19 protein-coding genes are annotated in these 21,388 nt (G+C 70.5%); 17 read left to right on the top strand and 2 right to left on the bottom strand.

Going from position 1 to position 21,388, the window contains the following annotated elements; all coding sequences use genetic code 11:
• Positions 1–80: 80 nt before the first annotated feature.
• The 9 genes from ACFWVP_RS22785 to ACFWVP_RS22745 all read left to right on the top strand — a co-directional run bounded on the left by ACFWVP_RS22785 (position 81) and on the right by ACFWVP_RS22745 (position 10,995).
• Positions 81–3,017 (top strand): M14 family zinc carboxypeptidase, encoded by a 2,937-nt coding sequence (locus tag ACFWVP_RS22785; protein WP_384499210.1) that lies wholly within the window; start codon positions 81–83, stop codon positions 3,015–3,017.
• Positions 3,018–3,241: 224 nt separating this feature from the next.
• Entirely contained in the window at positions 3,242–4,252 is a 1,011-nt protein-coding gene (gap, locus tag ACFWVP_RS22780; RefSeq protein WP_384499209.1) for a type I glyceraldehyde-3-phosphate dehydrogenase, read from the top strand.
• A gap of 110 nt (positions 4,253–4,362) precedes the next feature.
• Complete coding sequence (locus tag ACFWVP_RS22775) at positions 4,363–5,574, top strand: phosphoglycerate kinase (protein WP_384499207.1); 1,212 nt, start codon at positions 4,363–4,365, stop codon at positions 5,572–5,574.
• Positions 5,575–5,580: 6 nt separating this feature from the next.
• Positions 5,581–6,357: a triose-phosphate isomerase gene (gene tpiA, locus ACFWVP_RS22770; protein WP_384499205.1), complete on the top strand. Its 777-nt coding sequence runs from the start codon at positions 5,581–5,583 to the stop codon at positions 6,355–6,357.
• A gap of 116 nt (positions 6,358–6,473) precedes the next feature.
• Positions 6,474–6,710, top strand: a complete 237-nt coding sequence (secG, locus tag ACFWVP_RS22765) for a preprotein translocase subunit SecG (protein ID WP_056783645.1) — start codon at positions 6,474–6,476, stop codon at positions 6,708–6,710.
• 109 nt (positions 6,711–6,819) lie between these two features.
• Positions 6,820–7,155, top strand: coding sequence for an RNA polymerase-binding protein RbpA (locus ACFWVP_RS22760; protein ID WP_384499204.1), 336 nt, complete (start codon positions 6,820–6,822; stop codon positions 7,153–7,155).
• Positions 7,156–7,329: 174 nt separating this feature from the next.
• Complete coding sequence (gene pgi, locus ACFWVP_RS22755; RefSeq protein WP_384499202.1) at positions 7,330–8,982, top strand: glucose-6-phosphate isomerase; 1,653 nt, start codon at positions 7,330–7,332, stop codon at positions 8,980–8,982.
• 4 nt (positions 8,983–8,986) lie between these two features.
• Complete coding sequence (locus ACFWVP_RS22750) at positions 8,987–9,490, top strand: PH domain-containing protein (RefSeq protein ID WP_384499200.1); 504 nt, start codon at positions 8,987–8,989, stop codon at positions 9,488–9,490.
• The gene (locus ACFWVP_RS22745) at positions 9,487–10,995 is read left to right on the top strand and encodes a PH domain-containing protein (RefSeq protein WP_384499198.1); all 1,509 of its coding nucleotides are present in this window, start codon (positions 9,487–9,489) and stop codon (positions 10,993–10,995) included. The genes ACFWVP_RS22750 and ACFWVP_RS22745 overlap by 4 nt, the downstream gene beginning before the upstream one ends.
• Positions 10,996–11,069: 74 nt before the next feature.
• Here ACFWVP_RS22745 and ACFWVP_RS22740 read toward each other — a convergent pair whose 3' ends face one another.
• Entirely contained in the window at positions 11,070–12,188 is a 1,119-nt protein-coding gene (locus tag ACFWVP_RS22740) for a SagB/ThcOx family dehydrogenase (RefSeq protein ID WP_384499196.1), read from the bottom strand.
• Positions 12,189–12,824: 636 nt separating this feature from the next.
• Between ACFWVP_RS22740 and ACFWVP_RS22735 the strand changes: the two genes are divergently transcribed.
• The 6 genes from ACFWVP_RS22735 to ACFWVP_RS22710 all read left to right on the top strand — a co-directional run bounded on the left by ACFWVP_RS22735 (position 12,825) and on the right by ACFWVP_RS22710 (position 18,779).
• Entirely contained in the window at positions 12,825–13,217 is a 393-nt protein-coding gene (locus ACFWVP_RS22735; RefSeq protein WP_384499195.1) for a hypothetical protein, read from the top strand.
• Between the two features lie 50 nt (positions 13,218–13,267).
• The gene (locus ACFWVP_RS22730) at positions 13,268–14,494 is read left to right on the top strand and encodes an acyl-CoA dehydrogenase family protein (RefSeq protein WP_384499194.1); all 1,227 of its coding nucleotides are present in this window, start codon (positions 13,268–13,270) and stop codon (positions 14,492–14,494) included.
• Positions 14,491–15,486, top strand: a complete 996-nt coding sequence (locus tag ACFWVP_RS22725; protein ID WP_384499192.1) for a hypothetical protein — start codon at positions 14,491–14,493, stop codon at positions 15,484–15,486. Before ACFWVP_RS22730 ends, ACFWVP_RS22725 begins: the two co-directional genes overlap by 4 nt.
• On the top strand, positions 15,483–16,412 hold the full coding sequence (locus tag ACFWVP_RS22720; RefSeq protein ID WP_384499190.1) for a ThiF family adenylyltransferase: 930 nt from the start codon (positions 15,483–15,485) through the stop codon (positions 16,410–16,412). The genes ACFWVP_RS22725 and ACFWVP_RS22720 overlap by 4 nt, the downstream gene beginning before the upstream one ends.
• A gap of 88 nt (positions 16,413–16,500) precedes the next feature.
• Positions 16,501–17,934 (top strand): MFS transporter, encoded by a 1,434-nt coding sequence (locus ACFWVP_RS22715; RefSeq protein WP_384499188.1) that lies wholly within the window; start codon positions 16,501–16,503, stop codon positions 17,932–17,934.
• 95 nt (positions 17,935–18,029) lie between these two features.
• Positions 18,030–18,779: a response regulator transcription factor gene (locus tag ACFWVP_RS22710; RefSeq protein ID WP_384499187.1), complete on the top strand. Its 750-nt coding sequence runs from the start codon at positions 18,030–18,032 to the stop codon at positions 18,777–18,779.
• A 64-nt stretch (positions 18,780–18,843) separates the two neighbouring features.
• On the opposite strand, the gene ACFWVP_RS22705 is transcribed toward ACFWVP_RS22710, so the two are convergent.
• Complete coding sequence (locus ACFWVP_RS22705) at positions 18,844–19,374, bottom strand: winged helix-turn-helix domain-containing protein (RefSeq protein WP_384499185.1); 531 nt, start codon at positions 19,372–19,374, stop codon at positions 18,844–18,846.
• A gap of 518 nt (positions 19,375–19,892) precedes the next feature.
• Between ACFWVP_RS22705 and ACFWVP_RS22700 the strand changes: the two genes are divergently transcribed.
• Positions 19,893–20,099 (top strand): hypothetical protein, encoded by a 207-nt coding sequence (locus ACFWVP_RS22700; protein ID WP_384499183.1) that lies wholly within the window; start codon positions 19,893–19,895, stop codon positions 20,097–20,099.
• A complete protein-coding gene (locus tag ACFWVP_RS22695) occupies positions 20,080–21,333 on the top strand; it encodes a beta-ketoacyl-[acyl-carrier-protein] synthase family protein (protein WP_384499181.1) in 1,254 nt (417 codons plus the stop codon). Before ACFWVP_RS22700 ends, ACFWVP_RS22695 begins: the two co-directional genes overlap by 20 nt.
• The last annotated feature ends 55 nt before the right edge of the window (positions 21,334–21,388 follow it).

The raw sequence follows: 21,388 nt of genomic DNA, 5'->3' as shown, positions 1-21,388 counted from the left end.
ATGGTCATGGACCATCACGAATCTGTCTTCCGTCCGCCGGTCCGGCGGACGGAAGTGGCAGACAACTGCATGGGGGGCTCATGAGACGCAGAGCGCGAGCGATCCTCGCCGCGGCTTCATTGCTGATGGCCGGACTGGCGGTACCCGTGGCGCAGGCCGACCAGGGGAGCGGCGGCGGGGCCGACGGCGGACTGTCCGTCTGGCACGCCGAGATCAGCGCGGCCCAGGTGCCGCTGCTGGCCGAGGCCGGCACCGACGGCCATGAACTGAGCGAGCAGGTGCCCGACCGCGGCTCCGCCACCGTGGAGCTGTACCTCACCGACCGGCAGGCCGGGGAGCTGCGCGGCAAGGGCGTCGACATCACCGAGCACACCCTCTCCGCCAAGGCCTCGAAGAGGGTCGCGGCAGCCGGTGACGGTGTCTTCCGGCCGTACGGCGGCGAGAACGGACTGAAGCGGGAGATCCTCGCGACCGCACAGGCCGATCCCGGCCTCACCAAGGTCGTCAGCATCGGGAAGACCGTCCGGGGCCAGGACATCCTGGCCCTGAAGCTCACCAAGGGCGCCAAGAAGAGCCGGGACGGCTCCAAGCCGGCCACACTGTACATGTCCAACCAGCACGCCCGGGAGTGGATCACCCCGGAGATGACACGCCGGCTGATGCACCACTACCTCGACGGGTACGGCAAGGACCCGCGGATCACGAAGATCGTGGACACCACCGAACTCTGGTTCGTGCTCTCCGCCAACCCCGACGGCTACGACCACACGTTCACCGGCGAGCGGGACTGGCGCAAGAATCTCCGCGACAACAACGGCGACGGCGAGACCACCGCCGGCGACGGCGTGGACCTCAACCGCAACTTCCCCTACAAGTGGGGCTACGACAACGAGGGTTCGTCGCCGGACCCGGGCGACGAGACCTTCCGCGGCACCGCCCCCGCCTCCGAGCCGGAGACCCGGGCGCTGGACGCCTTCCAGAAGCGCGTCGGCTTCCAGTACGGGATCAACTACCACTCCGCCGCGCAGCTGTTGCTGTACGGGGTGGGCTGGCAGGTCGCCACGGACACCCCCGACGACATCGTCTACCGGGCCCTCGCCGGAACACCCGGGAACTCCGGTGTCCCCGGATACCACCCGCAGGTCTCCTCCGAGCTGTACGTCACCAACGGCGAGGCCGACGGACACGCCGCCAACGTCAACGGCACGTTGATGTTCACGCCGGAGATGTCGACCTGCGCCACCGCCTCCCGGATCGATCCGGACGACGCCTGGGAACCGGCCGACTGCGCCTCGGTCTTCCGCTTCCCCGACGACGAGAAGCTCATCCAGCAGGAGTTCGCCAAGAACGTCCCGTTCGCACTCGCCGTGGCCGAGTCCGCGGCGCACCCCGACCGCCCGGTCTCCCCGGTCGGCATCGAGACGCCCGACTTCACCCCGGACGCCTTCACCACCTCCTACGCGCGCGGCGGCGACCAGGAAGTGGCGGTCACGGCCCGCAGATCCATCCGCGACAAGCGCCTCAACTACCGCGTCGACGGAGGCCGTACGCACACCGAGCGGCTGACCGCCTGGAAGGGCGGCGAGACGTACGGGGGAGAGGACAACCTCCACTTCGACGAGTACCGCGCCGAGGTCGAGGACGCCGACGCGGGCGACCGCGTCACCGTCTGGTTCACCGGCCGTACGGAGGCGGGCGCGCGGACCGCGAGCACCCCGTTCACGTACACGGTCGCCGACCGGCCCCGCGGCGACACGCTGGTGATCGCCGAGGAGGGCGCCACCGCCACCCACACCGCCGCGTACACCGGGGCGCTCGCGGCCAACGGCCACCGGTCCGCCGTCTGGGACGTCGCCGCCCAGGGCACCCCGCACGCCCTCGGCGTGCTCAGCCACTTCCGTACCGTCCTCTGGTACACCGGCGCCGAGCGCCCGGCCGCGGCGACCATGCTCTCCGTCCGCTCCTACGTCAACGAGGGCGGCAAGCTCATCAACGCGGGCGAGCAGGCGGGCGGCGCCGTCACGGGCGCCGGCGGCACCGACGACTTCTCGCAGTACTACCTCGGCGCGTACAACAGGGTCGGGCTCAAGTCCCCGCCCGCCTTCGCCGGCGCCGGACGGCTGGCCGGGGCGGGTGCCGGCCTCGGTGACGCCCCCGGCGGAGTCCTGGACGCCGCCGGCGCGTACACCGTCACCTCCGACACGCTGGACCCGAAGGAGTTCCCGCAGTTCCGCAGCGCGGCGGCGGGCGACTACCCGGGGGTACGCACCCCCTTCGAGCCGCACGGGGGCTCCTGGTTCGCCGCAGCCACCCACCAGGACGCCGCATGGAAGAGGCTGTCCCGCACGGTCGACCTGACGGGCGCCGCCGCGGCCGACACACCCCGGCTGCGTTTCCAGCTCAGCTACGACACCGAGGAGGGGTACGACAACGTCGTCGTCGAGGCCCGCACGGTCGGCAAGGACGACTGGACGACCCTCCCCGACGCCAACGGCGGCTCCGACACCGCGGTGCCCGCGGACTGCTCGGAGGGCTACTACGCCCAGATGCACCCCTTCCTCACGCGCTATCTGACCGTCGGCGGCGACGGCTGCACGGCCACCGGCACCACCGGCGGCTGGAACCGGTTCACTGGCAGCTCCAACGGCTGGCAGCAGGTCGCCGTGGACCTCGGCGCGTACGCCGGTGAGCAGGTCGAGCTCTCCGTCTCGTACGTCACCGACCCGGGCTCCGGCGGCATCGGGGTCTTCGTGGACGACACCGAGCTGGTCATCGGCGGGACCGTGCGGGACACCGAGGGCTTCGAGACCGCCCTCGGCGCCTGGAACACCCCCGGGGCACCGGCCGGCAGCCCGGGGAACACGGCCGACTGGGCCCGTTCAGGTCCGCTGTTCCACTCGCAGGCCGCCGTCACGACGCGTGACACCGTGCTGCTCGGGTTCGGCCTTGAGCACGTGGCCGACGCCGACGGGCGCAAGCGGCTGATCGGGAAGGCCCTGCGGAGTCTGGGGCGTTGACGCTCCGCAGCCCGTGACACGGGCGGGGCCGGCTCCCCGCTCGTGTCACCACCGCAGGACCGGAGGTCCGTATTCCTACTCGGGAGTACGGACCTCCGTGTCCGTCCCGCCCCTGCTCGATGTCACTCCCGGGCCCTCGGAGAGGTAGGGTCGGAGGCGGTCGGGGACATCCCATACAACTCGCCGGCGTCGAAAACCGGCGTACCTAACGAGGAGATCGGTTCGTGACGATCCGCGTAGGCATCAACGGCTTTGGCCGCATCGGTCGTAACTATTTCCGCGCGCTGCTGGAGCAGGGTGCGGACATCGAGATCGTGGCTGTCAACGACCTGGGTGACACTGCGACCACTGCCCATCTGCTGAAGTACGACACCATTCTGGGTCGTCTCAAGGCAGAGGTCAGCCACACCGCCGACACCATCACCGTCGACGGTCACACCATCAAGGTGCTCTCGGAGCGCAACCCGGCCGACATCCCCTGGGGTGAGCTGGGCGTCGACATCGTCATCGAGTCGACCGGCATCTTCACCAAGAAGGCCGACGCCGCGAAGCACATCGCGGGTGGCGCCAAGAAGGTCCTCATCTCGGCTCCGGCCAAGGACGAGGACATCACCATCGTGATGGGCGTCAACCAGGACAAGTACGAAGCGGCCAACCACCACGTCATCTCAAACGCCTCCTGCACCACCAACTGTGTGGCGCCGATGGCCAAGGTTCTCGACGAGAACTTCGGCATCGTCAAGGGCCTGATGACGACGGTCCACGCGTACACGAACGACCAGCGGATCCTGGACTTCCCGCACTCGGACCTGCGTCGCGCCCGCGCCGCCGCCGAGAACATCATCCCCACCACGACCGGCGCCGCCAAGGCGACCGCTCTGGTCCTCCCGCAGCTCAAGGGCAAGCTCGACGGCATCGCGATGCGTGTCCCGGTCCCGACCGGTTCCGCCACCGACCTCGTCGTGACCCTGCAGCGCGAGGTCACCAAGGACGAGGTCAACGCCGCGTTCAAGAAGGCGTCCGACGACGGCGACCTCAAGGGTTTCCTGACGTACACCGAGGACCCGATCGTGTCCTCGGACATCGTCGGCGACCCGTCGTCCTGCACCTTCGACTCCTCCCTGACCATGGTCCAGGAGGGCAACACGGTGAAGATCCTCGGCTGGTACGACAACGAGTGGGGCTACTCCAACCGCCTCGTCGACCTGACCGTCTTCGTCGGCGAACAGCTCTGATCCTCGGATCGGCAGGCATCTCGATGTGAGCAAGGGGCTCGGACGGCGCAACGTGGCGGCGTCCGAGCCCCTTGCGTGCTCATGCGTCCTTCCAAGGAGTACCGGAACAGATGAAGACGATCGACGAACTTCTCGCCGAAGGGGTCGCGGGCAAGCGGGTATTCGTCCGCGCCGACCTCAACGTGCCGCTGGACGGCACCACGATCACCGACGACGGCCGGATCCGCGCCGTCCAGCCGACGATCGCCGAGCTCGCCGCAGCCGGTGCGCGGGTCGTCGTCGCCTCGCACCTCGGCCGCCCGAAGGGCGCCCCGGACCCGGCCTTCTCGCTGGCCCCCGCCGCCGCGCGCCTCGGTGAGCTGCTCGGTACGGAGGTCGCCTTCGCGACCGACACCGTCGGCGAGTCCGCCCGCGACACGGTCGCCGCCCTCGCCGACGGCCAGGTCGCCGTCATCGAGAACCTCCGCTTCAACGCCGGCGAGACCTCGAAGGACGACGCCGAGCGCGGCGCCTTCGCCGATCAGCTCGCCGAGCTCGCCGACGTGTACGTGGGCGACGGCTTCGGTGCCGTCCACCGCAAGCACGCCTCGGTCTTCGACCTTCCGGCCCGCCTGCCGCACGCGGCCGGCGGTCTGATCGCCACCGAGGTCGGCGTCCTCAAGAAGCTCACCGAGGACGTCACGCGCCCGTACGTCGTGGTCCTCGGCGGCTCCAAGGTCTCCGACAAGCTCGGCGTGATCGACCACCTGCTGGAGAAGGCCGACCGCATCCTCATCGGCGGCGGCATGGCCTACACCTTCCTCAAGGCCCAGGGCCACGAGGTCGGCGGCTCCCTCCTCCAGGAGGACCAGATCCCGGCGGTGCTCGGCTACCTGAAGCGCGCCGAGGAGAAGGGCGTGGAGTTCGTGCTCCCCGTCGACGTCGTCGTCTCGGACGGTTTCCCGGACCTGAAGGCCAAGACGCCGGGCAACCCCGGCACCGTCGCCGCCGACGCCATTCCGGCCGGCGTGATGGGCCTGGACAACGGCCCGGAGACCAACAAGCTCTACGCCTCGAAGCTCGCCGACGCGGCCACCGTCTTCTGGAACGGCCCCATGGGAGTCTTCGAGCACCCCGACTACGCCGAGGGCACCAAGGCGGTCGCCCAGGCCCTCGTCGACTCCCCGGCCTTCAGCGTCGTCGGCGGCGGGGACTCCGCAGCCGCCGTCCGCATCCTGGGCTTCGACGAGAACGCATTCGGCCATATCTCGACCGGTGGCGGCGCCAGCCTCGAATACCTCGAGGGCAAGACGCTTCCCGGCCTCGCCGCACTGGAGGACTGACCCTTGATGAGCACCCGTACCCCGCTGATGGCGGGCAACTGGAAGATGAACCTCAACCACCTCGAGGCCATCGCCCACACCCAGAAGCTCGCCTTCGCGCTGGCCGACAAGGACTACGACGCCGTAGAGGTCGCCGTCCTGCCGCCCTTCACCGACCTGCGCTCCGTGCAGACCCTGATCGACGGCGACAAGCTGAAGATCAAGTACGGCGCCCAGGACATCTCGGCGCACGACTCCGGCGCGTACACCGGTGAGATCTCCGGCCCCATGCTCGCCAAGCTGAAGTGCACCTACGTGGCCGTCGGCCACAGTGAGCGCCGCCAGTACCACGGCGAGAACGACGAGATCTGCAACGCCAAGGTGAAGGCCGCGTACAAGCACGGCCTGACCCCGATCCTCTGCGTCGGCGAGGGCCTGGACATCCGCAAGGCCGGTGACCAGGTCTCCTACACGCTCGCGCAGCTCGACGGCGCCCTGAAGGACATCACGGCCGAGCAGGCCGAGTCCATCGTGATCGCGTACGAGCCGGTCTGGGCCATCGGGACCGGCGAGGTCGCCACCCCCGAGGACGCCCAGGAGGTCTGCGGCGCGATCCGCCGCCGGCTGGCCGAGCTGTACTCCCAGGAGCTGGCCGACGCCGTCCGCATCCAGTACGGCGGCTCGGTGAAGTCCGGCAACGTCGCGGCCATCATGGCGCAGCCCGATGTGGACGGTGCCCTGATCGGCGGTGCCGCGCTGGACCCCGACGAGTTCGTCAAGATCGTCCGCTTCCGCGACCAGTGAGTATGCGGTAGCGCGGATCCGTCGTACCCTAGCGGGGGCCGAAGGGGGTACCACCCCACGGCCCCCGCTGTTCGTACATGCAGTCCTCAGAGAATTCCGGAAAGTAGGGACCAGCCGTGATTTTGGCGTTCGAGATCGCCCTGATCGTCTTCAGCCTGCTGCTGATGCTGCTGGTGCTGATGCACAAGGGAAAGGGCGGCGGCCTCTCCGACATGTTCGGTGGCGGAATGCAGTCCTCCGTGGGCGGTTCCTCGGTCGCCGAGCGCAACCTCGACCGCATTACCGTCGTGGTCGGTCTGGTCTGGTTCGCGTGCATCGTCGTCCTCGGGCTGCTCATCAAGCTGGACAACTGACCCGTCGTCAGCGATTCCCGGTGAGGGTGTAACTCCTTCCACTGGACGCGCGTTGGGCCTTACGTAGACTGGGGCATCTTCGAGCACCATCACGCAGGGAGTTACGACCGTGGCAAGTGGCAACGCGATCCGGGGAAGCCGGGTCGGAGCGGGCCCGATGGGGGAGGCCGAGCGCGGCGAGTCCGCGCCGCGTCTTCGCATCTCCTTCTGGTGCTCGAACGGGCACGATACACAGCCCAGCTTCGCCCATGACGCGCAGGTTCCGGAGACCTGGGACTGTCCGCGCTGTGGTTTCCCGGCCGGACAGGACCGGGACAACCCGCCCGCCCCGCCCCGCACCGAGCCGTACAAGACGCACCTGGCGTACGTGCGCGAGCGGCGCAGCGACGCCGACGGCGAGGCGATCCTCGCGGAGGCACTCGCGAAGCTCCGCGGCGAGATCTGACGTCCTGCCCCTTTCCTGGATGCTGTTCACCGGCCGGTCACCCCTCGGGTGCCCGGCCGGAGTCCGTATGCCGCCCTCCCCGCCCGCCCTCGCCCGTCGCACCCTCCAGATCAATTAGGTTGGAGGGGCAGCGGGGCATGTTGCAGGTACGAGAAGAAGTGGGCGATTTCCCGGATGAACGCACAAAGCCGCACCAAGCTCAACCAGACGCCCGAGTGGACGGCTCTCGGCAAGCACCGTGAGGAGCTCGGCGCCACCCATCTGCGCGGGCTGTTCGCGGACGCGCCGGACCGCGGGACCGCGTACACCCTCCGGGTCGGCGACCTCCACATCGACTACTCCAAGAACCTGGTCACCGACGAGACGCTCCGTCTGCTGCGCGAGCTCGCCGCCGCCACGGACGTCGCCGGACTGCGGGACGCGATGTTCCGCGGCGACAAGATCAACACCACCGAGGACCGCGCCGTCCTGCACACCGCGCTCCGCGCCCCGCGCGACGCGGTGATCGAGGTCGACGGCGAGAACGTGGTGCCCGCCGTGCACGCCGTCCTGGACCGGATGGCCGCCTTCTCCGACCGGATCAGGGCCGGGGAGTGGACCGGTCACACCGGCCGGCCCATCAAGAACATCGTGAACATCGGCATCGGCGGCTCCGACCTCGGACCCGCCATGGCGTACGAGGTGCTGCGCTCCTTCACGGACCGCTCGCTCACCGTCCGCTTCGTCTCGAACGTCGACGGCGCGGACCTCCACGAGGCCGTCCAGGGACTGGACCCGGCCGAGACGCTGTTCATCGTCGCGTCCAAGACCTTCACCACGATCGAGACCATCACCAACGCCACCTCCGCCCGTGACTGGCTGCTCACCGAGCTGAAGGCCGGTCAGGAGGCCGTGGCCAAGCACTTCGTGGCACTGTCGACCAACGCGGAGAAGGTCACCGACTTCGGCATCGACACCGCCAACATGTTCGAGTTCTGGGACTGGGTCGGCGGCCGGTACTCCTTCGACTCGGCGATCGGCCTCTCGCTGATGATCGCCGTCGGCCCGGACCGCTTCCGCGAGATGCTCGACGGCTTCCACCTCGTCGACGAGCACTTCCGCACCGCTCCCGCGGAGGAGAACGCCCCGCTGCTGCTGGGCCTGCTGGGCGTCTGGTACGGCGCGTTCTTCGACGCCCAGTCCCACGCGGTGCTGCCCTACAGCCACTACCTGTCCAAGTTCACGGCGTACCTCCAGCAGCTGGACATGGAGTCCAACGGCAAGTCCGTGGACCGGGACGGCGATCCGGTCGAGTGGCAGACCGGCCCGGTCGTCTGGGGCACCCCCGGCACCAACGGGCAGCACGCCTACTACCAGCTCATCCACCAGGGCACCAAGGTCATCCCGGCGGACTTCATCGGCTTCGCCGCACCGGTCCACGACCTGCTGCCCGGGCTGATCGCCCAGCACGACCTGCTGATGGCCAACTTCTTCGCCCAGACCCAGGCCCTCGCCTTCGGCAAGACGCCCGACGAGGTCCGCGCGGAGGGCGTCGCCGAGGAGCTCGTGCCGCACAGGACGTTCCGCGGCAACCACCCGACGACCACGATCCTCGCCGACCGGCTCACCCCGTCGGTGCTCGGCCAGCTGATCGCGCTGTACGAGCACAAGGTCTTCGTCCAGGGTGCCGTCTGGAACATCGACTCCTTCGACCAGTGGGGCGTCGAGCTCGGCAAGGTCCTCGCCAGGGAGATCGAGCCGGTCCTGACCGAAGGCACCGGCGCCGAGCGGCTGGACAGCTCCACCGCCGCGCTCGTCGCGACCTACCGCACGCTGCGCGGGCGCTGAGCCGATGACGAGGGGGGAGGGGACGGTACGGCTGCGCCCGCCGCGCAACAGGCTGGATCCGCGGGCCGCCGGCTGGTGGCGGACCCAGTGGCTGCTGCTGACGGCGGCGCCGGTTGCCGTGCTGGGCCTGTCGGGGGCGTTCATCGCTCCCGCCCGGACCTGGCTGCTGGTGCCCGCCGCCGCCCTGGCGGCCGTGGGCCTGCTGTGCGCCGTCCTCCTCCCCCGCTGGTGGTTCCGCACCCACCGCTGGGAGGTCACCGACGAAGCGGTCTACGTACGGACCGGGTTCTTCCTCCAGGAGTGGCGGATCGCGCCGATGTCCCGGATCCAGACCGTGGACACCGTGCGCGGCCCGCTGGAGCAGCTCTTCGGGCTCGCCACGGTCACCGTCACCACCGCGTCCGCCAAGGGCGCCGTGCGGATCGAGGGGCTCGCGCACGAGATGGCGGCCGAACTGGTCGAACGGCTGACCAGGATCACCCAGGCCACCCCCGGGGACGCCACATGAGCACCGCGGCGGGCGAGGGCCCCGGCTGGCTGCGGATCCACCCGCGCACGGTCCTGGTCACCGCGCTCGTCACGGCGGGGGTCGCCGCGGGCGCCGCCGTACCGGTCGTGGTCGCGCTGTCCGGCCGCCTCGGCTACCCGCGAGCCATCGGCTGGGCGCTGGCCGGGGCCGTCCTCCTGATCGGCTGCGCCGCCGCCGGCGACCACGTGCGCTGGCGGCGCACCCGCTACCGCGTCGGCACCGAACGCGTCGACCTGCGCACCGGGCTCCTGCTGGTCAGACGGCGCTCACTGGCCCGCGAACGAATCCGCAGCGTCGACCTCACCGCACACCCGCTGCTGCGGATACTCGGACTGGTCACGGTCCGCATCGGCACCGGCGAGCACACCGGCGGCGAATCCACCCTGGAGCTCGACCCCGTCACCCGTGCCGAGGGGGAGCGGCTGCGCCGTGAACTCCTCGACCGGGTCACCGCCGAGACCCCCGGGGCCCACCGCGAGGGCGAGCTGGCCGTCCTCGACCTGCGCTGGATACGCTACGCGCCCGTCTCCTTCGTCGCGCCCATGCTCGGCGGCGCGGCAGCCGGCGGTGTCCTGCAGATCAGTGAATGGGTCGGCGCGCAGGGCGAGGTGATCGACTGGGTCGCCGACCGCTTCCGGGACACCCCGCCGCTCTGGACGGTCACGGCCCTCGTCGTCGTGGCCCTGGCCGCCGGGACCGTCGGGGCGCTCGGCCTCTGGGTGGAGATGTGGTGGAACTACCGCCTGGAGCGCGAACGGGGCGGCACCCTGCGCGTCCGGCGCGGACTGCTGACCTCCCGCTCCCTGTCCGTCGAGGAACGGCGGCTGCGCGGGGTGGACCTCGTGGAGCCCCTCGGGGTACGGCTGTTCGGCGCCGCCCGGGTGGACGCGATCACCACGGGCCTGGCCAAGGACGAACAGGCGCGGGGCGCCGACCACGACACGCTGCTCCCGGCCGTGCCCCGCCCGCTGGCCGACTCGATCGCCGCCGACGTGCTGCGCGAACCGGTCGCGCCCACCGACGCCCAGCTCACCGCGCACCCCCCGTCCGCCCGCGGCAGACGGCTGCGCCGCGCCCTGGCGGCGGTCCTGCTCCCCGTGCTGGTCCTGGCGCTCCTGGGCGCCCTGCTGACACCGGTGCTGGTGTGGATCGCGCTCGGCTGCGCCGTGGTGTTCCTGCCGCTCGCCGTGCTGCTGGCCCTCGACGCGTACCGGGCGCTGGGGCACACGGTCGCCGGCGACTACCTCGTCACCCGCTCCGGCAGCCTGCGGCGCTCCACGGCGGCTCTGCGGCGGACCGGGGTGATCGGCTGGACGGTGAGGCAGTCCCGCTTCCAGCGCCGGGCCGGGCTGCTGAGCGTCACGGCCACGACGGCCGCCGGAGGGGGCGCGTACACGGCGTACGACACCGACGCCTCCGAAGGCCTCACCTTCGCCGCGGAGGCCGTCCCCGGCCTGCTGGAGCCGTTCCTGGAGCGTGACTGACGCGACGGAGGGGTGCGCGGGCGCCCGTCGGCGTGACTGAGCCGACGGGCGTGGGCGCGGGCTGCCCGTCCGGGTCACGGGTCGAGCAGCGTGGTGGAGGCGAACGCGGGAAGGCCGGCCGGCGGGGGAGCGTCCCGTGGTGCCGGAGCGGGGTCGCCGGCGGCCAGGACGTACAGAGGGGTGTGGCCGGTGTTGTCCAGGCCGCAACGGCCGGTGATCGCGGAGTCCCTGAAGGCACCCGTCTGGGCAGGGCCGAGCCCGAGGGCCGTCGCGGTCAGGGCGAAGGTCTGGCCCAGGTGCCCCGCGTCCAGGAGACAGACGCGATAGGCGCGGGGCGTCGGGTACTTCACGCTCATCCGCTCCAGCCGCGCGGCGAGGACGACGAGGAACGCGGGCCGCGCGGCCCATGACTGGTCGGCGCAGAGATGGGCGGACTCCTCGGGCGTGAAGCCCTCGGAGAGCAGTTCGAGCGCGTGCTGCAAACCGTTGTAGTGGTACCAGCCGGGGGAAAGGCCGCCGACGTCCAGGACGCCGACATAGGCGTCGATCTCCTGCCGGGAGCCGCCCTGCGCACTGGTGCGCCGGTACAGCGCGCCCCGCCCGCAGTCGATGAAGTCGACGGGCCCGAAGACGACGGCCAGCAAGGCGGCCAGGGTTTCCGACGACACCGGCGCACCGGTGAAGTCCCGGTGGGTACGGCGGTCGTACAGCACCTCCCCGAACGGCGCAGAGAGCCCGGCGGGCCTGCGGGGCAACAGGATCCGGGGGGCCCGGGGATGCCCGGTGAACAGCGGCGGCGCCGGTTCCGGTACGGGCTCCGCGCCGCTCGGGTCCGCCTCGCCGCCCGGCCGGGGGTCGTACACGTCCTGGGTCGCGTAGTGGAAGAAGGACGCCTCGGGCATCCACGCGCCCCACTGCCCGGCGATCCGCTCGTCGCGCCGGGCGGCCGCACTGCCGTGGGCCAGCAGGGCTCCGCTCCGCACCAGCGCGTCGACGGCCTCCTCGACGGTGTCCGGGGTCAGGTGGCCGAGGCGTTCGGCCACCTCGCCGGGAGCGGTCCAGTCCTCGAAGGCCGCCAGGATCTCCGCGGCGGCGGGATGCAGCTCCGTGGGCGTCCCGTGCGGATGGGGGTGGACGACGAAGGCGCTGTCGTGCCAGTAGCAGGTCAGGCAACGGGAACGACGCAGACGCACGGTGACTCCTCGGCGTACGGAAGCGGGGGGGAAGGGGCGGGACGTACACGTGGGGCGGGACGTACACGTGGGGCCGGACCGGCAGCGGCCGGCCCCACGCGGGCGGTCAGGCCTGGCGGTAGGCCCACGTCCAGTTCCAGGTGGAACCCTCACCGGCCTTGGGGCGGTCGGCCCGGACTGCGGTCCGGTGCTTCATATCGATCCTGCGCATTGTTCGTCACCTCCTTTCGATTCACTCGCTCCGTATGCCGCCGTGGCGACATTCCAATGACGCGGCACGGAGCCGTCCCATTGCAAGAGGTAATTCCCCTCATCACCCTTTCGTGGCGGAATCCATGGCCATCGCTTTTTGTTCGAGTCGCATTCATGGGGAGGGTTGTCACGCATCGGCAGCTCGTTCCGTATGTGGAGGGGAGGGTCGAGCGCAGAGGATAGTTGCTGGTCAGAGCGTTATATGGCAACTGCTTACTCATTTCTTTCAGTCTTTTTTCGGCTACCTGTCGGCGGGGGCGAAGCTCCCGGAAAGGTGTCGTAGCGTGCGGACATCGACACCCGATGAGCAGACGAAGAATCCAGGCAATATGTCCATTCATTGTGGGATCGGGTGTCAGGTCGCCGAAATCGTGAAGGGGAAGCATGACCGTATTTTCGTCCAGCGAAATGGCCTCCGACGTGTTCGGCCGGCTGTTCGGTGTGCTGCTGGAGGATGAGCAGTTCGTGGAGAAGGCGCGCAGGGAAGCCCTGTCGGTGCAGCTGGTGCACAGCAGGCCCGACTGCCGGATCTTCGTCTCGTCCGAGGGCGTCGTCCTCGGGGACGAGGTGCCCTTCAAGGCCGCGATCACTCTGAAGATGTCCTGCGACACCGCGCACGCGCTGTGGTCGGGCCGGCTGCTGGTGCCCGCCGCCATCGCCACCGGAAAGGTCCGGATCCGCGGCCGCGTCGCCAAGGTGCTGGATCTCGTGCCGATGCTCCGGCCCGCCTTCGACAACTACCCGACGATCGCCGCGGAGTCGGGCATCGGTGCCTGACTCCCCGCGTACATCCCCGACGACACCTGTCCCAAGGAGCGACGACAGTCATGACCACTGACGTACCGGCAGAGCTCTTCCCCGAGCTCAACTTCGACGTGCTGCCCCCACAGGTGCAACAACTCAAGGACGACGCACGGCGGTTCGCGCAGGAGACCGTGAAGCCCCTGGTCCGGCAACTCGACCAGGCCCCGGCGGAGGAATTCGACTGGGACGTGGTGCGCCGCGGCCACGAGATCGGTCTGACCCGGGCCGCCGTCCCCACCGACTACGGCGGTCTCGGGCTCGGCATGCTGGGCGTCGCCACCGCCCTGGAGGAAGTGGCCTCGGTGTGCCCCGGCACCGCGCTGGTCTTCGGTGCCACCATGCTCGGCCAGGCTCCGCTGCTGCTCTCCGGCGACCCCCGTCTCCAGGCGCGCTACCTCCCGCTCTTCTCCGGTGACGAACCGGTGCTCGCGTGCAACGCGGTGACGGAGGAGGACGCCGGGTGCGATCTGATCATCCCGGCCAACGCGCGGCACGCACGCAACGTCATGACCGCACGAAGGGACGGCGACGAGTACGTCCTCACCGGCAGGAAGCGGTTCATCACCAACGCCCGTTTCGCCGCCTTCGCCTCCGTGTTCGCGAACATGGAGGGCAGCCCCGGAGCCACCGGACTCACCTCCTTCATCGTGCCCCTCGACCTCCCAGGCGTGGTGCGCGGCCCGGTGGCCGACAAGATGGGCTACCGGGCCTGCCTGGGAAGCGAGCTGGAGTTCCACGAGGTCCGGGTGCCCGCCGAGAACATGATCGGCGGCGAGGGCGAGGGCATGCCCATCAACATGGCCCAGAGCAACATGGCCCGCGCCGCGGTCGCCGGCATCTCCACCGGAGTGGCCCGCGGCGCCCTGGAGCAGGCCGTCACCTGGGCGGGTGAACGCGTCCAGGGCGGTGAGCTGCTGCACCGGCACCAGTTCACCGCCGCGAAGCTGGCCGGCATGAGCGCCCAGGTGGACGCGGCCCGCCTGCTGTACCTGCACGCGGCGAACACCGTGGACACCCAGCTGCCACCGCCCGCCTACGAACCGGCCGTCGCCAAACTCTTCGCCGACCGGGCCGCCATCGACGTGGCCGACGCGGCGCTCTCCCTCGTCGGCGCGCGGGGGTACCTGCGCTCGTACGGAGTGGAGAAGATGCTCCGCGACGCCTACGGGACCCGCGTCTACGAGGGCACCCCCGAGGTGCTGGCGCTCACCATCACCGAGAGCCTCTACGCCGAGGACGACGCCGAATGAACACCGCCTCCCCCTTCGCGGGCGGTGACGGGCCCGCCCGCACCACCATCCCGACCTCCGCGGACCCCGCGGGCTCCCGCGCCCTGCGCTACGTCGCCGACATCATCGAGCTGCACGAGCGGCTCAGCTACCGGCAACTCCCGGCGGAGATCGCCGGCACCCCGCTGTACCACGCGGAGGACGTGCACAGCGGGCTGATCACCCTCACCGCCCGGGACAGCCAGTTCCCCGCCCGGTACCTCAGAGGCATCCTCGGCTTCCGGCTGGCCCAGTACCTGCGGCTGAGCTGGATCTCGGCCGACCTCGTCTACCGGACGGCGGCGTACCACGAACCGCTGCCCCGCCCGGGCCGGATGGAGAGCATCCACACGGTGACCCTCTGCTCGCGCACCGGAAGGATCCGCGGCTACGTCGGGCTGAGCTGCTCGGAGGACCCCGCGAGCCTGCCCCTCGACTCCCCCCGCCGGACCCGGTTCCCCACCGAGGCCGCCCACGGCGTCGACCTGCTGGGACAGTACGCGCACCCGGGCCTGGGAACCCACCAGGTCTACGAGCTCAAACGCTTCCTGCGTGACCAGTCCATGCCGCTCGGCATCCAGCACGACCGCGTGCCGTGGCACCTCATGCTCGGCATCGGAGAGGCGATGATCCAGCTCGACGACGGGATCCGCCTCGTGCTCGGAGACGCCAAGGAACACGTCGCCCTGCGCCACCTGCGTCTGGCCGGCTTCGACCTCCGGATCGTCGAGGACACCTCCCCGAGCCTGCCCCCCTCCGACCCACTGGCGCCCATCTACCACCAGGACGTCATCGCCAAGCCCTTCGTCGCCCCGGTGCCCCAGGACCTGCCCTGGTACCGCGACGTCGTCCGCTCCTACATGGACGGCAGCAGCGACCTCACCTCGTACCACGAGATGGTCGCCCGGCTCGCCGGACGCAGACAGGCGGCGGACGGCTCCATGATTCCCCGTCAGCGCGGAGGTGCCGCATGACCCCGCAGAGCACGGACCCGCCGCGGACCGGCACTCCCGAGTCGGGGCCGCACAGCGCCTTCTACGAGGAGCTGGTCACCCGTAACGCGGGTGTCGTCTCGGCCGACGAGCAACTGGCGCTGCGCAACGCCACGATCCTGGTGGCGGGTTGCGGATCGATCGGCGGTGCGGCCGTGGAGCCGCTGACCCGGCTCGGCGCACAGCGATTCCTGGTGGCGGACCCCGGAACCTTCGAGCTGAACAACCTCAACCGGCAGAGCGCCGTCGCCGCCGACATCGAGCAGAACAAGGCCGCCGGCGCGGCGGAACGCATCATGTCGATCAACCCGCACGCCCGGGTGACGGTGTTCACCGAGGGGGTGACCGCGTCGACGGTGCACCGGCTCACCGCGCCCAGCCAGATCATCATCGACGGGGTGGACGTCACCACCGCCGACGGATGGCGCGCGAAACACCTGCTGCACCGCGTGGCGGTCCAGCGGAGACTCCCGCTGATCACCGGCTGGGACATGGCCGGAACCCAGTACGTGCGCTGCTACGACTACCGGCGAGTCCGGGAGCCCTTCGCCGGTGCCATCACCCTGGCCGACATCGAGCGCGTGGACACCTGGGAACTCCTGCGCCGCGCGGTCCCGCTGCGCCGGGTCCCGGCCGAGATGCTGGCGGAGATCCGGGCGAACCACCTGCGTACGGACTACAGCTTCCCCCAGGTCGCCTACACCGCGACGGCGTTCGGGGTGCTGAGCTCCCACATGGCCGTGCGCGTCCTCGCCGGGAAACGGGTGCGCCAGGAAATCGGCCTGGACGTGCACCAGCTGGCCCGGCCGCTCGGCGAGCGCTGGTTGACCCGGCTGCGGTGGCCGTTCGAACTGGCGGCCCTGGTACCGCCGCTGATCCGCCTCATGCGCCGGCCGGGCGCGCGCTGAACGCGACCGCGTACGCGTTGCCGGCGGTGGCCCCACGGGACCACCGCCGGTACCCGGCCCGCAGCCCACCCTCCAGAAAAAGGCAATCATGCATGTCTCCAAGCGGAACCTCCTGTGGACGTTCCTGTGCTGCGGCCTCGGCGTGGCCATGGTGTCCCTCGACAACCTGGTCGTCATCACCGCTCTGCCCTCGATCCGTGAGAGTCTCGGCGGCGACATCCAGCAACTCGAGTGGACCGTCAACGCCTACACCCTCACCTACGCCGTCCTGATGCTCCCCGGCGCAGCCCTGGGCGACCGGTTCGGGCGGCGTCGGATGTTCGTGGTGGGCCTGGGCATCTTCACCGCCGCGTCGGCGGCCGCGGCGCTCGCCCCCGACATCGGCGCGCTCATCGCGGCCCGTGCCGTGCAGGGGCTCGGCGCCGCGGCGCTGATGCCCCTCAACCTGACCCTGCTCACGGCGGTCGCACCGGCGGCCCGTCGCGGTGCCGTCCTCGGGGCGCTGAGCGCGGTCGAGGGCCTGGCCATCGCGATGGGGCCGCTCGTCGGCGGGGTGATGGTGGAGCACCTGACCTGGCAGTGGATCTTCTGGATCAATGTGCCGATCGGACTGCTCCTGCTGCCGCTCGGCCGGTGGAAGCTCGCCGAGAGCCGCGGCCCCAACTCCCGGATGGACCTGGTCGGGACCGTCCTGGCCGGCGTCGGCCTGTTCGGCATCGTGTTCGGCCTCATCCAGGGCCCCACGGACGGCTGGACCAGCCTCCCCGTCCTGACCGCGCTGGCCGGCGGTTCCCTGGTGGTGGCGGCGTTCGTCGCCTGGGAGCTGCGCACCGACATGCCCATGTTCCCGATGAGGCTGTTCCGCCACCGGACCTTCAGCGGGATGAACGCCGCGGGGCTGCTCATGTTCGCGGGCATGTTCGGCTCGGTCTTCCTCCTCACCCAGTTCTTCCAAGGCCCGCGCGGCTACTCCCCGATGGAGGCCGGTCTGCGCATCCTGCCCTGGACGGCGGTGCCGATCTTCGTCGCGCCGCTGGTCGGATTCCTCTCCGACCGGATCGGCAGCCGGTCCATCGTGGCCATCGGTCTCACCTTCCAGGCCTGCGGACTGGGCTGGATCGCCGCCCGCGTCTCACCTGACGTGGACTACGTGTCCCTCGTCCCGGCCCTGGTCCTGTGCGGGCTCGGCATGACCTTCTACTTCTCCCCGACCGCCAACCTGGTGATGAGCTCGGTCGACGCCAAGGACCGCGGGATGGCCTCGGGCGCGGTCAACTCGCTGCGGGAACTGGGCGGTGTCCTCGGAGTCGCCGTGCTGGCCTCCGTGTTCACCGCCCACGGCGACCTCGCCACACCGGACGGGTTCACCGACGGCATGATCCCCTCGCTGTGGACCGGTGCGTGTCTCATCGCCGTCGGCGCCCTCGCGGTCCTCATGACACCGAGGCGCCCGAAGGCGGGCCGGACCGCCGGAAAGGACGCGGGCCTGAGGATCTCCGGCGCCGGGAGCGCCCAGGCCTGACCCCCGGCCCGCATCCCCGCTGCCTGGCCCGGCTCGTCAACCGCGCCTGACCCGGGCCCGCACCCGGGCCGATATCTGCCCAAAACCATCACAGCGTGTTCCCACGCTCCGCGGGAAAGGAGAGACCGATCACCGCATCCGTCCGCGTCCTGCTCGTCGACGACCGCGCCATCACCCGGACCGGCATCCGGGCCATTCTCGATCAGGACCGGGCCATCGAGGTGGTCGGGGAGGCCGCCGACGCCGCGGACGCCGAGCGCGAGGTGCTCCGCCTCGGTCCCGGAGTGGTACTCGCCGACGCGCAGTCGCCCGGCCTCGACGTCGTACGCATGGTCGCCGCGCTGTCCGCACGGTGCGGGGACGCCATGCCGGCGGTCCTCCTGACCGCCCAGGCCACCGACGGCACCGCACGGGAAGCCCTCCGGGCCGGTGCCAAGGGGGTGGTCCTGAGCAGTGCCACCCCGGAACAGCTGGTGTCCGCCGTCCACATGGTCTCGGCCGGATACGCCGTCTACGCGGCAGCCGGCCTCCGGCACTGCGCGGGAGGAGGCGAGCCGTGGCCCGCGACAGCCCCCCGCCCGGGGGCGGACGCGCACCGCGAACGCGCCGGACCGCTGACGCGTCGGGAGCACGAGGTGCTGCGGCTCCTCGCCCGCGGGCTCAGCAACGCCGAGATGTCCGCCGAACTCGTGGTGAGCGAGAGCACCGTCAAGTCCCATGTGCAGAACCTGCTGGACAAGCTGAACCTGCGCAACCGGGTGCACGCGGTGATCTACGCACACCGGACGGGGCTGGTGCCCGCCCTCTGCGCCTGCCCGGGCCCGCCGCCATCCGGGACGGGCTGACACGGCCGTTCCCCTCACGACCACGGAGCCCCTGCCGGACCGACGTCCGGCAGGGGCTCCGTGGTCAGCCCAGCCCCTCCAGGAGATATCCGCGCCGACTGGCGGTGCGGACCCGCAGGCCCAGCGGCAGGACACGGCGCCGGATCCTCATCACGTGCAGATCGAGGGCGTTCCGGCTCGCCGTGCTGTTCCGTGTGCTCAGCAGGGTGAGCAGCTCTTCGCGGCCCACCAGGCTTCCGAAGCGCTGCACGAGGGGCCGCAACAGATACATCTCCGTCGGGGACACCGGCACGACCCGGCTGCCGTACCTGAGCAGTCCGTCGTGGTCCAGCGCCGGCACGTCGTGCGACGAGGTCCTGGCGCGCAGGGCCGAGACGCGTGCGGCGAAGTCCTCCCGGGTGATCGGCGACCGGACCCAGTCCTCCCGCACGTCCGTCGACACAGGCGGCGTCGCCCCGTTCTCGATCACGAGGAGACGGAGGACGCCCTTGTGCCGGAAGCGTTCCAGCTTCGACGCCTCGAGGGGCCAGCGGACTACGTGAACCTGTTCCTCGTCCTGGGCCGAGGAAGGATGAGGCCTTATGGTGTGCGGCACGAATCTCCCTTTCCGGATTTGCAGAGAACGGGAAAGTGCTCCGTGAGCCGACCTGACCCGTGCTGTGCACTGATTTGTTTTCGAAGTGCACCGGAGTCCGGGTTCGGCGCTGGAATCTGTTCTCTGCAGCCTCTTTCTTCACTATGCAGCATTCCTGAGTGTTATGGCAATAAGCAATAATCGAAGGCATTGTACGACAAATCAGAAAGAATTTGATCATGGTGCTGAGCTGGGCATATTTACGCGCAGAGGGAATGAAGCGCCACCTTCCGCCGCCATCTGCGCCCCCTTGCGCCCCCCTTTATGGGGGAGAGCCCGCTAAAAGGGGGAGTCGATAATTCGACAGAATAGCCGAGGCGGACGGGAGGTGGTGACGCATAGATTGAGTTGCGGTTGCGGCAAGAAGAATCCGCAGCCGGTTACTCGCCTGTGTCTCTGTGGCATTCCGTGCACCCATCCGGGGTCTACGGCATTTTCAAGCCACACCCGATGCAAAGGAATGGGGAGCTGGTATGTGTGTGACTGTGGAAACGAATGCATTTCACGGCGGGGAGGAGCCGGCGCCGGGTGGCGGCCCGGGCGTCCACGACAACCCCGCCCAGGTGGCGGGCACCCGGGACCTGATGCTCGCGGTGGCGAGACTCACCGTCGCGGGGCTGAGCGCGTGCGTGTGGTCGGCCGACGGCTCCGGCAAGGAGGTCGGTCGTGCGGCGTACGGTCGGTGAAACCGTGCCGTCCCCCGGCCGGCCGAGGGACGACGTACTGGTGACCGGCATGGGGGCCACCACTCCGCTCGGCGCCGACGTACCGGGCACCTGGGACGGGCTGCTGGCGGGCCGGTCCGGCGTCTCGCGGATCACCGCCCCCTGGGTCACGCGCCTGCCGGTCCACATCGCGGGCGCCATGCTCCAGGACCCTTACGCCGAGGTGGACCGGGTGCAGATGCGCCGGCTGGACCGGAGCCAGGCCGCCGCGATCGTCGCCGCCAGGGAGGCCTGGGCCGACGCCGGGCCGCCGGAGGTCGAACCCGAACGGCTGGCCGTCGTGGTGGGCACCGGGATCGGGGGCGCGCTGACCATACTGGACCAGCACGACCGCATGGGGGAGCGCGGGCAGCGCGCCGTGTCCCCCTACACGGTGCCGAGGCTGATGCCCAACGGCGCTTCGGCCGTGGTCAGCCTGCTGCTCGGAGCCCGCGCCGGCACCCATGCCCCGACCAGTGCCTGCGCCTCGGGTGCCGAGGCGATCGCGGTGGGCGCCCTGCTGATCCGGGCGGGCCGTGCCGACGTGGTGGTGGCCGGGGGCACGGACGCCTGCATCCATCCGCTCTCGCTCGGCGCGTTCGCGCAGATGCGTGCCCTGTCACTGCGCAACGACGCACCCGGCCTGGCGTCCCGGCCCTTCGACCGGCGGCGGGACGGCTTCGTGATGTCCGAGGGCGCGGGCATGGTCGTGCTGGAACGGGGCGATTTCGCCCGGGCACGCGGTGCGCGCGCGCACGCGGCGCTGGCCGGAGCGGGTGTCACGTCCGATGCCCACGACATCACGCTGCCCGACGCCGCGGGCCAGGCGCGAGCGATCAGGGAGGCGTTGCGCGACGCGGGGCTGACCGGCGAGGACATCGGCCACGTCAACGCGCACGCGACCGGCACGCCCCAGGGCGATGTCGCCGAGTCCAGGGCCGTGACGAGGGCGGTGGGTGACCATCCGGTGGTCACGGCCCCGAAGTCCGCCACGGGCCACCTGCTGGGCGCCTCGGGAGCCGTGGAGGCGATTCTCACCGTGCTCGCGCTCAAGGATTCGCTGGTCCCGCCGGTGCGCAACCTGGAGGAGGTCGGGGACGGCATCGAACTCGACCTGGTGACCGGCGTACCGCGCAAGATCGACACCACCGCGGCGCTCTCGACGTCCTTCGGCTTCGGCGGGCACAACGTGGTGCTGGCCTTCACCCGTGACTGAGCACCGGCGGAACACACCGGCCGCACGAGCCGGTCCGCCGAGGCGTCGGCCCCGG

This window comes from Streptomyces sp. NPDC058637, assembly GCF_042717325.1.
Classification (GTDB): domain Bacteria; phylum Actinomycetota; class Actinomycetes; order Streptomycetales; family Streptomycetaceae; genus Streptomyces.
Note: the sequence above shows the minus strand (reverse complement) of the source record. Positions and strands in the feature narration are given on the sequence as shown.

Coding starts and splice junctions, on each gene's coding strand:
- ACFWVP_RS22785 (WP_384499210.1), top strand. CDS start 81: ATGAGACGCAGAGCGCGAGCGATCCTCGCCGCGGCTTCATTGCTGATG.
- ACFWVP_RS22775 (WP_384499207.1), top strand. CDS start 4,363: ATGAAGACGATCGACGAACTTCTCGCCGAAGGGGTCGCGGGCAAGCGG.
- tpiA (WP_384499205.1), top strand. CDS start 5,581: ATGAGCACCCGTACCCCGCTGATGGCGGGCAACTGGAAGATGAACCTC.
- pgi (WP_384499202.1), top strand. CDS start 7,330: ATGAACGCACAAAGCCGCACCAAGCTCAACCAGACGCCCGAGTGGACG.
- ACFWVP_RS22750 (WP_384499200.1), top strand. CDS start 8,987: ATGACGAGGGGGGAGGGGACGGTACGGCTGCGCCCGCCGCGCAACAGG.
- ACFWVP_RS22745 (WP_384499198.1), top strand. CDS start 9,487: ATGAGCACCGCGGCGGGCGAGGGCCCCGGCTGGCTGCGGATCCACCCG.
- ACFWVP_RS22735 (WP_384499195.1), top strand. CDS start 12,825: ATGACCGTATTTTCGTCCAGCGAAATGGCCTCCGACGTGTTCGGCCGG.
- ACFWVP_RS22730 (WP_384499194.1), top strand. CDS start 13,268: ATGACCACTGACGTACCGGCAGAGCTCTTCCCCGAGCTCAACTTCGAC.
- ACFWVP_RS22725 (WP_384499192.1), top strand. CDS start 14,491: ATGAACACCGCCTCCCCCTTCGCGGGCGGTGACGGGCCCGCCCGCACC.
- ACFWVP_RS22720 (WP_384499190.1), top strand. CDS start 15,483: ATGACCCCGCAGAGCACGGACCCGCCGCGGACCGGCACTCCCGAGTCG.
- ACFWVP_RS22715 (WP_384499188.1), top strand. CDS start 16,501: ATGCATGTCTCCAAGCGGAACCTCCTGTGGACGTTCCTGTGCTGCGGC.